At 39.3% G+C, this 14,147-nt stretch carries 13 protein-coding genes; 11 read left to right on the top strand and 2 right to left on the bottom strand.

Annotated elements, in window-relative coordinates:
- Positions 1–13: 13 nt before the first annotated feature.
- Positions 14–577 (top strand): aminoacyl-tRNA hydrolase, encoded by a 564-nt coding sequence (gene pth, locus AC07UV_RS13820; protein ID WP_104383967.1) that lies wholly within the window; start codon positions 14–16, stop codon positions 575–577.
- 51 nt (positions 578–628) lie between these two features.
- On the opposite strand, the gene AC07UV_RS13825 is transcribed toward pth, so the two are convergent.
- Positions 629–2,878, bottom strand: a complete 2,250-nt coding sequence (locus tag AC07UV_RS13825) for a M56 family metallopeptidase (RefSeq protein ID WP_495184175.1) — start codon at positions 2,876–2,878, stop codon at positions 629–631.
- Between the two features lie 4 nt (positions 2,879–2,882).
- The gene (locus tag AC07UV_RS13830) at positions 2,883–3,245 is read right to left on the bottom strand and encodes a BlaI/MecI/CopY family transcriptional regulator (protein ID WP_495184176.1); all 363 of its coding nucleotides are present in this window, start codon (positions 3,243–3,245) and stop codon (positions 2,883–2,885) included.
- 317 nt (positions 3,246–3,562) lie between these two features.
- On the opposite strand from AC07UV_RS13830, the gene AC07UV_RS13835 reads away from it, so the two are divergent.
- The 10 genes from AC07UV_RS13835 to AC07UV_RS13880 all read left to right on the top strand — a co-directional run bounded on the left by AC07UV_RS13835 (position 3,563) and on the right by AC07UV_RS13880 (position 14,147).
- Entirely contained in the window at positions 3,563–4,933 is a 1,371-nt protein-coding gene (locus AC07UV_RS13835; RefSeq protein WP_495184177.1) for a transposase family protein, read from the top strand.
- A 5-nt stretch (positions 4,934–4,938) separates the two neighbouring features.
- On the top strand, positions 4,939–5,946 hold the full coding sequence (locus tag AC07UV_RS13840) for an SPFH domain-containing protein (RefSeq protein WP_282252275.1): 1,008 nt from the start codon (positions 4,939–4,941) through the stop codon (positions 5,944–5,946).
- A gap of 6 nt (positions 5,947–5,952) precedes the next feature.
- On the top strand, positions 5,953–6,198 hold the full coding sequence (locus tag AC07UV_RS13845) for a hypothetical protein (protein ID WP_104383962.1): 246 nt from the start codon (positions 5,953–5,955) through the stop codon (positions 6,196–6,198).
- Between the two features lie 191 nt (positions 6,199–6,389).
- A complete protein-coding gene (locus tag AC07UV_RS13850) occupies positions 6,390–7,676 on the top strand; it encodes a citrate synthase (protein ID WP_282252274.1) in 1,287 nt (428 codons plus the stop codon).
- 315 nt (positions 7,677–7,991) lie between these two features.
- Positions 7,992–9,065, top strand: coding sequence for an NADH-quinone oxidoreductase subunit NuoH (gene nuoH / locus AC07UV_RS13855; RefSeq protein WP_495184178.1), 1,074 nt, complete (start codon positions 7,992–7,994; stop codon positions 9,063–9,065).
- Positions 9,066–9,068: 3 nt separating this feature from the next.
- Positions 9,069–9,632: a NuoI/complex I 23 kDa subunit family protein gene (locus AC07UV_RS13860; protein ID WP_120260076.1), complete on the top strand. Its 564-nt coding sequence runs from the start codon at positions 9,069–9,071 to the stop codon at positions 9,630–9,632.
- A 4-nt stretch (positions 9,633–9,636) separates the two neighbouring features.
- Complete coding sequence (locus tag AC07UV_RS13865; RefSeq protein WP_495184179.1) at positions 9,637–10,179, top strand: NADH-quinone oxidoreductase subunit J family protein; 543 nt, start codon at positions 9,637–9,639, stop codon at positions 10,177–10,179.
- Entirely contained in the window at positions 10,176–10,484 is a 309-nt protein-coding gene (gene nuoK, locus AC07UV_RS13870) for an NADH-quinone oxidoreductase subunit NuoK (protein WP_282252268.1), read from the top strand. The genes AC07UV_RS13865 and nuoK overlap by 4 nt, the downstream gene beginning before the upstream one ends.
- 3 nt (positions 10,485–10,487) lie before the next feature.
- Positions 10,488–12,542: an NADH-quinone oxidoreductase subunit 5 family protein gene (locus tag AC07UV_RS13875; RefSeq protein WP_495184180.1), complete on the top strand. Its 2,055-nt coding sequence runs from the start codon at positions 10,488–10,490 to the stop codon at positions 12,540–12,542.
- A 3-nt stretch (positions 12,543–12,545) separates the two neighbouring features.
- Positions 12,546–14,147: a complex I subunit 4 family protein gene (locus AC07UV_RS13880; protein WP_495184181.1), complete on the top strand. Its 1,602-nt coding sequence runs from the start codon at positions 12,546–12,548 to the stop codon at positions 14,145–14,147.

A 14,147-nucleotide genomic window follows, 5' to 3' on the forward strand; every position in this document is an offset into this window, starting at 1 on the left:
TTATTTTTGCAACATGAATTATCTTATCGTTGGATTGGGCAATATCGGCAGTGAATACGCCGACACACGACATAACATTGGCTTTATGGTTGCAGACGAATTGGTCAAACAGGCTGGCGCAAGCTTTTCTTTATTGAAATTAGCATACTACAGTGAATTTAAACAGCGAGGTCACAATGTAACCGTCATCAAACCGACGACCTATATGAACCTCAGTGGCAAAGCGGTCAATTATTATATGCAACAATGTAAAGTGCCTATTCAAAACGTATTGGTGATCGTAGATGACCTTGCGATCCCATTTGGTTCTCTACGCATGAAGCCTAAAGGCAGCAGCGCTGGCCACAATGGGCTTAAATCCATCGAACAGCTTTGTGGTGGACAGGTATACCCGCGTCTACGCTTTGGCATCGGAGATAATTACCCCAAAGGTAGACAGGTTGACTATGTCCTAGGCCCTTTTGACAAAGATGAACAAGCAGAACTTCCGGCTTTAATCGATCATTCTGTCAAAATGATCCAAAGTTTTGTCAATATCGGCATCGAGCTGACGATGACAAATCTGAATACAAAATAAAAGGGACCGCAGTCCCTTTTATTTTGTATTCCCTACAGTGAACGATGCTTACTACCCGTTGTTACGAGCAGCTTCAGCACGTTTTCTTTCGGCATCAAGCTCAGTCTTGATTGTGTTCTTAATTTTATCGTTCAATGGATCAGTTTTTTTCTCGCCATCATTTGACTCAACTGCTTTCTTCTTTGTGGTAACAATAATTACACCATCCCCGCCCGCTGCTCCATATAAAGCTGTTGCACTTTTATCTTTAAGAATCGAAATCGACTCAATATCCGAGGTTTTCAAATCATTGATGCCCAATGACTGCACCTTACCGTCTACAATAAATAATGGCTTTTCCTTTCCTGATAAACCACGCAGTCGAACAGCATTTTTACCCACTATAAGTTCGGAAGTTACTGAATGCGCCACTCCTCTCCCAGTAAATGTAGCTGATTTGCCTTGGCTCCCATCTGTTTTGGATTTCCCTTCGAATGTTATCGTCTTAGCATCCTGCTTGTCTTCATCCTTTTTATAATAAAGAGCAGGAAGAGTCTCTCCTACTTTATTTTCAGATTTGATTTCCTTAGCAGCTTTACTGACCTTATCCGGATTTTCCCTTGCCCATTTTTTTGTGGTCACTTCAATAACACCATTTTTTCCTTCCTCGCCGTATTTTACATTTGCGGACACATCTTTAAGAACATGAATACTTTCGAAATTATTGGGATCCACCCCCTTCATATCCTCGGAACTTACCTTTACCCCATCAATTACATACAAAACATCGCTTGGCTTATTACCTCCAACTGTAATCCCAATCGTATTCCCTCTCAGTTCAGTCACTTTTTTACCAACATTAGCCCCTTCTTTTAATTTCAGCTCAATCACACCGTTTTTCCCAACATCCCCATATTTATTCACAGCAGCTGATCCTTCTAACACCGTCATTGACGCAATTGAGTTTGGATCAAAATCATTTACATTAAAGCCTGGATTTTGAAGAACACCGTCGACAAAATACCGCATTTTTGTGTGCGCGATATCTTGTTTTTGTTGCATCTCAACTGAACTGGCTAAAATTGCGCCTCCAGAGATATCTATCGCTAGTTTGGTTTTATATTTAATTAGGTTATTATCATTAGAAAACCAATATTTTGCTAGCTTTCTCTCAGGGTAAGCCAAAAATTCTGCTTTAGAAATGAGCTTATTGTCAATAAAGTACTTCAGATCTTTAGAAAAATCGATATCCGATCTGCTGATTTTTTTAAAATCGCTGGCTTGGTTAGCTTTTACCCTAGGAAGGGTATCAATCTTAATCTCATTCGATCCAAAAGCTTCTTTCAATAACTTTCCTGCTTCGCCAACCATCTTCACTGACAACGTGGAATCACGCTGTTGATCCTCCAATTTAAGAAGCGTAGTTTCATTGGCCTTTTCAACAACTCCCTCTATACTTCCCTCCGCTCTGCTCACTGTGAATGCAGCACCCGTCAGTAAGAATATAGGTAAAAGGAAGGCGTATTTACTCAGTTCTATCTTGGATGACCTTTTCTTATTCATCATCATAATGCGACGTTTTAATAGTTTAAAATTAAATTGATTGCTCAACCCGATTGAAGTGCCCTTTTTGGACACATTCAACAGGCTATATTGGTACGTCTGTTTGTCAATTCCTTTATTGAGCACCTGTTGATCAGTCAGAAACTCCAAATTTTGGCGAATGGCCCTGCGCATGAACCAGACGAAAGGATTGTACCAACAACACACCAATATCATTTCAAACAATAAAATATCCAAACTGTGAAGGCCTTTCACATGAATATCCTCATGCTTAAAAATATCTTTCAGTTCAGCATCCACATGCTGCCCTTTATTGACATAAATTTTATTTAAAAACGAAAAAGGAACAATAGGAATAAATACATTGCGAAAAAAATATGTTTTCCATTGATCCGCAGTGGAATGAAAATGAATCCTCAATAAGCTCAATAACTGAAATAGAAACTTCAACAATAACAACACTGCTCCTAAAATAAAAACCATCTCCACCAATCCTGCCAATGTAAGCTTTTCCTGCACCTCCTGATCCTCAATATAAAATGAAATCTGCTCACCCACCAGCCCCATGTCCAATCCGCGTCGAACAAACAGTGATTTTAAATCCAAAAACGGATATATAAAAGCAAATAATCCACCTATTAAAAAGTAAGCTCTATTCAATGAGTAGAAGGTTAAGCCTTTCAATAGCCCAACATAACCCAAATAGATTATACTCAACAGCAGATTGACTTGAATGATATAGGTCAGCAGATTTTCCATCGTATTAAGATTTGTTATTTTTAATCATATCCATGATCTCCTTTAACTCATCAGCAGTCAGTTTTTCTTCTTTCACAAAAAATGAGACCATCTCTTTATATGAATTCTTGAAATAATCATCCACAAAAGAATTCATAAACTTGGCTTTATAATCCTGCTCACTGACCATAGGCTCATAACGTTTTGCATTAGCATAACGCACAGCTTTCACAAAGTCCTTACGCTCCAAATTCTTTACCGTCGAGGCCAATGTCGTGTAAGGCATTTTCTCCCCCTTGACATTATCCAAAATCTCTTTAATAAAACCTCCATTTAGGCTCCAGATAGATTGCATCGCTTGCTCTTCTTGTGCTGTTAACTTTTCCATGTCTTAATCTTTCTTTACTATTCTTTCACTAATCTACGAATAATTCGTAAACATCAAAAATATATTTTTATTTATCATGTAACCTATCTAAGCGGGTCATAGGCCAAATATTCTTTGTAACATTACAATCGGTATCATTTCTCGACGTATTTAAAATCAGTCCCATCGAATATAAGTTGACTGGCCGAAAATTTGCTATTCCTTATTTTTTATTTATAACTTTCATCTGTAGATCATATTCTTCCAGTACACAAATTCCATCTTGGTAGAAATGAAATCTTAAACAGCGGTAATTCAAAACAAATACAATAAGATAAATGGCCAAAAGCATCAAAGCGATCAAATGTCCCCATTGTGGCAGCATAAAAGTCAGCACAATACGCCCCGACTATTACAAATGTGACAGTTGTGGAACGGAGTTTTTCTTAGATAGCGACGATATCAATATCAATCACAATTACAACTATCCACGCAACAACCCGGATCAGTATAAACCAATACGTATCGTATTATTTGCTGTTGTAGGCTTTATTGCGCTCATGTTTTTAATCGGAGCCTTAAGTGCCATTTTTTCCAAAAAACCTGAACCGAATTATTCGACCTATAGTTCGTCCAACACTGCTGACAAAAAAGAAGAAGCCATTACGTTAGAATGGAATTATGCCTCAAACGAATTATTTTTGGATAAAAACAATATCCCCCACATTGTCGTGGTGGGCAATGTCCGGAATTCAAAAGCAAGATTTGACGAAGGCAAAGACAATAAAGTCTATATCGGGTTATTTGATCCCAAAACGGGCAAAAAGGAATGGATAAAACAATTGATGGATACTCCCGTCGAATTATCGAGTAGCGACGTTAAATTACAGGTATTTGAAGACCAAAACCTGTACATCATCGTCAAATCCAAGTATATCTATCAATTGGACAGAAATAGCCTAACCTACAAAAGTGTCCTTGAAAATTATGTCAAAGATGCACCGTCACTCAGCACTGGCATTGCCAAAGTTGAATTTAAATACGAAGATTATGGATCTGCCTATCAAATTATAAATAATGAAGGGCAAAATCTTGCCTATTACCCTCTAATCAATAAATCTATACCCGATAAGCAACTTTACGATGAAAGAAGGAAAAAACTTCCCAATCCGACAACAAAAACGGAGTTCACTTTTTCAAGTAAATCCAGCTATTACCCCGAGGAAAAAATTCAGTTAATCCAATACAGTTACCAATACCAATATGGATTTCCTAAAGATAGTCCACGCTTTTCCTGGGATAAAGATTATGGCGGATCAGGCATTTTTACCGACCGCGATCCCTACAAAAAGGTACTGATCAATCCATGGCAATTTAAAGGTGCACGTCTGATTAGTTTTAAAGATTTCACACCGGGAAGACTCTATTTTGAACCTGTCGTGGTTGCTCAGAATGACAAAACGCTTTTAATTGCATACAAACCAACACCAGCGGAAGACGATCCTCTGCAAATCCAACTATTGGATATTGCGACTGGTGCTATACAGAAAACAGTCAGCACAGAACTTAAATCTATTTATGGAAATGGCTCCCTGCTCAAAGATGGTTTTATTGTCAAAGGTTCAAGCGACTATTATTATTTTGATAATAGCGGAAAACAAATCAATAAATTCGAAGGGTATAATCCCAAATTCGACTCATTAAATTAAATATTATGGGACTATTCAATCTTTTTAACAACCAACTATCAGAGGTCATTGAGTGGAAAAATCAAGACCCCCGTGTATTATGGTATAAATTTCCTTCTGAAAGAAATGAAATTAAAAATTCCAGTAAACTTATTCTTGCTCCAGGGCAGGGCTGTATCCTTGTCTATGAGGGGAAAGGTGAAAGCCTACTCACAGAAGCAGGTACCTATAATTTAAAAACGGATAATCACCCTTTCTTTACAACCCTGGCAAGGTTGAGACAAAATTTTGAGTCTGAACACAAGCTGTATATTTACTTCTTTCGTACTGCAGCTATTGTCAATCAATCTTGGGGAACAGGAAATCCAATAAAATACATTGACCCACAATATAATCTTCCGGTGGAAATAGGCTTGAATGGTACTTTTTCTTACATCATTAAAGAACCAGTACATTTCTATAAAAACATCGTTGCCAATCAAAACACAGTCAGCACAGCGGCGATTCAGGATGTTATCAACAATCGGATTCCGCAACAGATTGTCGCGCAGATTGCCCAGAAGAAATTGGGTTATAATGAAATCGATAGCCAACTCCCTGTTTTGTCTATTGACATAAAAGCGGCTGTCGAACAGGATTTTAAAGATCTCGGATTAGAAATTACAGATTTTAAAATATTAGGAACCCAGTTTGATGCGAACACACAACGTAGAATTGGTGAAATTGCAGATTTGACAACGCAAAATCAGGCCGCACAACAAGCGGGGTTGAGCTATGTAGAATTGGAAAAATTGCGTGCGCTTCGGGATGCAGCTAAAAATGAAGGTGGACTGGCCGGCATTGGTGCACAACTTGGTGTCGGCATGGAGCTGGGTAAGCAATTTGATCTTCAAAAAGAAGAGATCAGAGACAATATACAAGAAGAAGGTGATTTTGTAGAAAAACTGCAAAAACTGCAATTACTGCTACGTGAAAATATCATCACACAGGACGAATTCGACACACTCAAAAAACAGATTCTCAACAAAATATAACCCATTATGAAATACATCTTTGGTATATTATTCACCTTGGTTATCCTATTTGTGGCCACCTATTTTCTCTTGGGGCTCTGGGGTATCCATTTCCTGGATGCTGAAAATTTCAGCAAGATCCTATGGACAACAGGTATTCTTACCCTTACATCTATTATTTTGGTATGCTTCGTTATCCTACCTTTTTTTGGTTCGGGCAAAAACGGGAAATATGAGGATAAAGGCAAAGTCGCCCAGCGAAAAATAGATTAACGTTTTAGGTATAATAAGATAGTGTTAAATTTGAATAAACTATTTGCTTATTTGAGTAAATAGTTATTCAATATTATCCAAAATGACGCAATGATGTCATTTAAATTCCAAAAGAACTTTCAGTTTTAAATATCAAATAGTTAAATTTGTGAGATTAGCATACAAAATCAGATATAAGATAACATATAAACATGTCAGATAAAGCATCTATAAATTTAGACGGTACTTCTTATGACCTTCCGGTTATTGTCGGTACTGAAAATGAAAAAGCAGTTGATATTTCAAAATTAAGAGATCTAAGCGGATTTATTACGTTAGACCCAGGATACAAAAATACGGGTGCAACAAAAAGTGCGATTACTTTCCTTGACGGTGAAACAGGTATATTGAGATATAGAGGATATCCAATTGAGCAATTGGCTGAGAAATCTACGTTCTTAGAAGTTGCTTATTTGTTGATCTACGGAGAGCTTCCGAAAAAAGAGGTATTGGAAAAATTCAGAGCTGACATTAAAAAGCAAATGATGATCCACGAAGATATGAAGAATTTCTTCGCTGGATTCCCATCCAAATCTCACCCAATGGGCCAACTTTCTTGTTTAGTGGGCGCATTATCTGCATTTTACCCTGAATCTTTAAATCCAAACTTAACTGAAGAAGAAGAAGATCAAACGATCATCAATCTTTTGGCTAAAATGCCTACTATCGTTTCGTGGATTCAAAAGAAATCTTTAGGTCATCCAGTCGTTTACCCTAAAAACAACTTGGGTTACATTGACAACTTCTTGAATATGCTATTCGGCGAAGTTAATGACGAAAAAACATTCGATCCTGTTGTCATCGATGCTATGCACAAATTGCTTATTTTACATGCTGACCACGAACAAAACTGTTCGACATCAACAGTTCGTATCGTAGGCTCATCCAATGCTAACCTTTATGCTTCTGTTGCCTCAGGTATCAATGCACTATGGGGTCCTTTACATGGTGGTGCCAATCAAGCAGTAATCGAAATGTTGGAAGCTATCAAAAATGATGGTGGAGATGCAGAAAAATACCTTGCAAAAGCAAAAGATAAAAATGATCCATTCCGTTTAATGGGATTCGGTCACCGTGTATACAAAAACTTCGATCCACGTGCTAAAATCATCAAAAAAGCATGTGACGATATTTTAGAAAAATTGGGTGTTCAAGACCCAGTATTGGATATTGCTAAGAAACTAGAAGCAGCAGCATTGAATGATCAATACTTTATCGACAGAAAACTTTATCCAAACGTCGATTTCTATTCAGGTATCATTTATCGTGCTTTAGGATTTAAAGCGGATATGTTTACTGTATTATTTGCTTTGGGCCGTCTTCCAGGATGGATCGCACAATGGAAAGAAATGCGTGAAAACAAAGAGCCTATCGGCCGTCCAAGACAAGTATATGTTGGACATACAGAACGTAATTACGTTGAGTTCTCAAATCGTTAATTCGATTTATCTCCATAAAAAAAGCATCCCCAGGGATGCTTTTTTTGTGGAGATAAGGTTATATTACCTTATCAAAAAAGCACTATTTTACAGCACGTTATATAATAACAAAGTGTATTATATTTATGAAAACATCATCAGTCAGACACTTACACACTCAAAATCTTAATACTCAAATCTGAATACTAATATCCCCAATATGTCACGATAATCTACTTGTTAAGTATATTTTAATTTTTCCCTATCGAAATTCCCTGTTTTTCGTTAAGTTTGCGTATTCATTGGACGCTTATTAAAAATCATTATAAATAAGACTTGTTAGATACAATACTACATATCTTGGTTCCCATTGCTATTTTTACCTTTATAGCAGCATTTACCTTATTTGCAGTATATGCCGAACGTAAGATTGCCGGGTTTGTCCAAGATCGTCTCGGACCAATGGAAACCGGAAAATATGGTAGTCTCCAGACCATAGCCGATATCCTTAAATTGCTTCAAAAGGAATTAATCACCCCTTCTTTAGCCGATAAAATTCTCTTTAGAATTGCCCCAGTTATTATTTTCGTAGCAGTCTTTACTGGGTTTGCAGTTATTCCTTGGGCCAAAGATTTTATCCCGGCCAATACACACACTGGATTATTCTTTATCATGGCTATTATCTCCATTGATGCATTGGGGATCCTGATGGCTGGTTGGGGATCGAACAACAAATATTCACTGCTTGGATCCATGCGTGCAATTGCCCAAATGGTATCTTATGAAATACCGGTCGGGCTCTCACTGATCACGGTAGTAATGTTAACACAGACCTTAAACGTCAATGAAATTGCTATTGGTCAAGGTATTCTGACTAACGGAAGTATCAAGTTTTTAGGTTTTTGGGAAGTCAATGAGATTGGTGGATTCTTCGCTTGGAATATTTTCCAAGCCCCACATTTAATTGTGACCTACATCATATTTTTTATCGCAACACTTGCCGAATGTAACCGAGCTCCCTTTGATATTCCAGAAGCGGAATCCGAATTGGTTGGTGGTTTTCATACGGAATATGGAGGGATACAATTTGCCTTTATTTTCCTTGCTGAGTATGCCATGATGTTTTTGGTCTCAATGTTGGGCGTAGTCCTGTTCCTGGGTGGCTGGAATACACCGCTTCCAAATATTGGCGCAATACGATTAGCAGATTGGACAACAGGCCTGGCCTGGGGAATCTTTTGGACCTTGGCCAAATCATTATTCATTGTGGGGATACAAATGTGGATTCGGTGGACTTTACCGCGGTTGCGTGCCGATCAATTGATGAGCTTATGTTGGAAGGTATTGACACCCTTAGCTTTTATTTGCATGGCTATTTCTGCCATTTGGAGAATTTTAATTATAGCATAAGATATGATATTTAAGACGGCTTCCCACGCATTTCGTACGGCAATCAAAGGACTATCTTTGACTGTCAAGCACTTGTTTGGCGCTCGACGTTCGCGTCAGGAATTAAATATCAAAAACGACAACTACTTCGACCGTCAGGAGGGTATTGTCACGGTACAATATCCTGCCGAAAAAATGCCAATCCCCGAAGTCGCTCGTTATCAATTGCAAGTGGATATTGATGATTGCATCGTTTGTGACCTTTGTGCCAAAGCATGTCCCGTAGATTGTATTGAAATTGAGGCGATCAAATCACCGGAAGCGATCGGAAAGACTTCAGACGGCAGCGTCAAACGCTTATATCCTGCCAAGTTCAATATTGATATGGCCAAATGTATGTATTGTGGCCTATGTACCGTTGTCTGCCCTACCGAATGCATTGTCATGACCAATGAATACGATCGTAGCTCGCAAAAATTAACTGATCTGATCTACGGATTTTCGGATATGACCGACGAACAAGTTGCGCAACGAAAAGCAGAATGGACACAATTTCAAGCTGAAAAGGAGGCAGCAAAGCAAAAATAAAAACATGGAAACTATTTTATTTTATGCATTTGCCACTTTGGCAATCGGATCTGCCCTTTTACTGGTAAATCTTAAAAATATAGCCCGCGCCCTATTTCTATTTTTCATTGTACTCTTTGCTATGGCTGGCCTATACCTATTTGCGTTGGCAGATTTTGTAGCCATTACACAAATCATGGTTTATGTAGGTGGTGTACTGATCCTCATGCTATTTGCCTTTATGCTTTCCAACAAAGAACTATTGAAAGATCTTCAAGACAGCAGTGGCTCATTTCTGAGCATGCCCAGGTGGCAAGCAGTGATATTGGCTGTAGGTTTTCTAGTACTCATGATCTTTGGTATTGCAGAATGGCATCAGTCCATTCCTACTTGGATCCAACAAGCCAAAGAAAATAATACTGAGATTATTCCAACAGATAATAATATCCAACAGATTGGATTACGGTTTATGACCTTTTATGTGTTACCATTTGAAGTCATATCAGTCTTTTTGATGATGGCGTTAATTGGAGCATCACATTTATCCAGAAAGGAGCACAACAGATGATTACATTAACGCATTTTTTGGTTGTCAGTGCTTGCATCTTCTGTATCGGACTTTATACCGTTCTTTCCAAGAGAAATGCCATTATGATTTTGGTAGGCATCGAATTGATGATTAATGCGGCTATTCTAAACTTTGTAGCGTTTGGTAAATACGATAAAGTCAGTTATGGCGGACAGATTTTCGCCCTATTTGCTATTGTTCTTGCTGCTGCTGCGGTTGCGGTTGGCTTAGCATTGGTTTTAAATGTCTATAGACACTATAAAACAATCAATCCGGATGAAATCAATGAATTAAAAGATAAGTAAAAATTGGATCAACTTGCCCACATACCACCCATATACACGGCACTGTTTACAGTCGTTGCGCCATTTATTGCATTTCTATATCAGGCAATAGCAGGCAAGCGCGATCAGTCAGGGATTATCTCCTTGACCGGCATTATCTTTAGTTTTATATTTGGTGGACTTACCTGGTTAGCAATCTGGAATAATCCTATCGTGTCTGCCCAAATAAACTGGTTTACCATCGGTGCATCTACTTTTAAAGTAGGCATTCTATTGAACAATCTGAACGTGCTCATGCTGTTTCTGGTTCCGACAGTTGCCCTTCCTGTGCATATCTATTCGAGAGCGTATATGAAAGGGGATTCGGGAATCCATCGCTATTGGATGTATCTTAGTCTCTTCTGTTTTGCTATGTTGGGGCTAGTCGTTATGGATAGCCTGTTGCTCATGTATATCTTTTGGGAATTGGTAGGATTTGCCTCTTATCTGCTTATTGGTTTCTGGTTCACCCGCGAAACGGCTGTACAGGCCAACAAGAAAGCATTTATAGAAAACCGCATCGGAGACCTCGGTTTTCTGATCGGACTAGCCATTATATTTACACAGTTCAAAACCCTCAATCTGGTCGATCTTTTTGGCGAAGGAGGACTCATCTATCAATCCACGATCGCAAGTGGACAATGGGTTTCTCCGGTCAACAGCATGGATCAAATTTGGTTAACGATAGCCGGGCTCGCATTTTTCCTTGCGGCAATGGCCAAATCAGCTCAATTTCCTTTACATGTATGGTTACCTGATGCGATGGAAGGACCAACATCAGTATCTTCACTCATCCATGCTGCCACTATGGTCGCGGCGGGTGTGTTTTTACTCGCTACAGTATTTCCGTTATTCAACGAAAATGCATTGTTGTTTATTGCTATCATAGGTACGATTACAGCGGCATCCGGTGCCTACTTTGCATTAGGTCAATACGATATTAAACGTATCCTAGCCTTTTCGACTATTTCACAATTGGGTTTTATGATGGTGGGAATTGGGATAGGAACATGGGATGCCGCACTATTCCATTTGGTCACACACGCCTTCTTTAAATGTCTCTTGTTCCTTTCCGCCGGAGCCATTATCCATGAGATGGCACACCTCAAAACACACAGCCATCTTGATTTCGACCCACAAGACCTAAGGAACATGGGGGGACTGAAAAAATATATGCCGAAAACTTTTATCCTGATGAGCGTAGCATCACTGGCACTAGCTGGATTTCCACTAACATCAGGTTATCTTTCCAAAGATAGTATTATCATATCTTCCTTTGAATGGGCTTTGTCAAAAGGCGACTTATACCTCATTATCCCAATAAGTCTTATTACAGTCAGTATTCTGACCGCGTTTTACATTGGTCGCTTAATCTTTAAAGCTTTTTTCGGTGATTTCCGAATGCTCGCACAAGTCAAGGACAAATTGCATGGAACAGCCCTGCATGAAGCACCAAACACCATGTTGATCCCTATGTTTATATTGGGTATCTGCTGTCTATTCCCGTTATTTTCTCTTAATCCAGTATCCTATCATGACTCCTGGTTGATGGATGGTCTATTATTGGATGAATATACGTTTGCTCCAAGCCATAGTGCCCACTTGATTATTCCATTAATCTTATTGATCGGTTCGGTCATCAGCTGGACAATCGGCTGGAAATGGTATGTACAAAACAAATATCCACTCAATGCATCTAGCTTTGCACTGAAAGCATCGTTCAATCAAGGTTATATCAATGAACTATACCAATGGATATTTGTTAGTGGCACACTAAAACTGGCTCAGTTCTGTTATTGGTTTGATCGTTTTGTTGTAGATGCCCTAATCGCTTTTGTTCAGTTTATCGTCTTATCGCTCTCTCAGTTGAGTGTGTGGATAGACAAATATATTGTAGACGGCTTTGTCAATGCTGTTGCTTCTGTAGCTTACTGGACTGGTAACCAAGTTCGCTTGGTACAGAACGGCAAATTACAGACGACATTGTATTCCGTTTTTCTATTCGTTTTACTTGGTTTAATTTATCTTATATTTTTTTAGGAAATGCCTATTTTATCCTTACTGATATTTTTACCGCTTCTGGCGACGGCGTTTATCCTCGCCCTACCAACACGATATAAATCGAGTTACAAATATATTGCCTTAGCGTTTACAGCAGTGCAATTTGTACTTGCGGGTATATGCTATGCAAAATTTGACGCGAGCCAAACAGGCATCCAAGACCTGGCAGGATACCAGTTCGTTGAACAACTTCCCTGGATTCGCCTGGACCTCGGCTCCATCGGAAAATTAGAGATAGACTATCTCATCGGAATAGACGGTATTTCCATGCCATTATTACTATTGAGTGCTTTTGTGATGTTGATGGCGATCGGTGCTTCTTGGAATATACAGAAAAGCCCCAAAGGATATTTCGCCCTACTTATGGTCCTCAACATGGCTGTAATGGGTATTTTCTGTGCTTTGGATTTCTTCCTGTTCTATTTATTCTATGAGGTCATGCTTTTGCCGCTCTACTTCCTGATTGGTATCTGGGGCGGGGCACGCCGTGAATATGCTGCCATAAAATTCTTTCTCTATACGCTCTTTGGTTCGGTATTTATGCTATTGATCATTGTAGGCTTATATTTTTCGGTTATCAACCCCGAAACTGGGGCACATACCTTCAATATGATCTACATGATGAATCCACAGAATTATTTAGGGGACTCAATCTTCGCTTGGGATGGTTATCAGGAAATATTGGGTATTTCGGCCAGATTAGTTGGTTTTGTGGTGCTTTTTTTCGCTTTTGCAATCAAAGTACCCATTGTACCATTACACACCTGGCTACCTGACGCACACGTCGAGGCCCCCACACCGGTATCCATTATTTTAGCAGGTATCCTGTTGAAAATCGGTGGCTATGGTATTATCCGTATCTGCTATAGCATTTTCCCGGACATGGCCGCCCTGTCCAATTGGTGGCTTGGTCTGATCGGCGTCATCTCCATTATCTATGGGGCATTAAACGCCTTAACTCAAAAAGATTTAAAACGGATGATCGCCTATTCATCGGTCTCCCACATGGGCTTTGTATTGCTTGGTATAGCCTCATTGACAGCCGAAGGAGTTTCTGGTGCGATGTTCCAGATGATCTCCCACGGTTTTCTATCCGCAGCACTTTTCTTTCTTGTTGGCGTGGTTTATGACCGAGTACATGATCGAAATATCTATAGCTTCAGAGGTTTAGCCCAGCTCATGCCCAAGTATACCGGTTATGTTGCCGTTGCTTTCTTTGCTTCATTGGGACTTCCTGGCTTCTCCGCATTTATCGGTGAAGCATTTGTTATCATCGGTTCGTTCAATGCGGCGAGTGTCGGTACAGGGCTCCCTCGCTGGATGGCCCTAGCAGGTTCAATTGGTATTCTCTTGAGTGCAGCTTATTTGCTATGGACACTTCAACGGATGTTTTTTGGAGAGATCAGACTCAAAGGTGGCGAATCTTGGGCCAATGCATTGACCGATGTCAACAGCCGCGAACAGCTGATTCTATTTCCAACCTTGGCGCTTGCCCTTTTACTTGGTATTATGCCATCCTTGGTATTTAGCAATCTAAATGCAAGTGTATTGAATCTCGTCAGCTTTATCCAACAATTTATTTAA

It is taken from the genome of Sphingobacterium sp. GW821-FHT03E03, assembly GCF_059420745.1.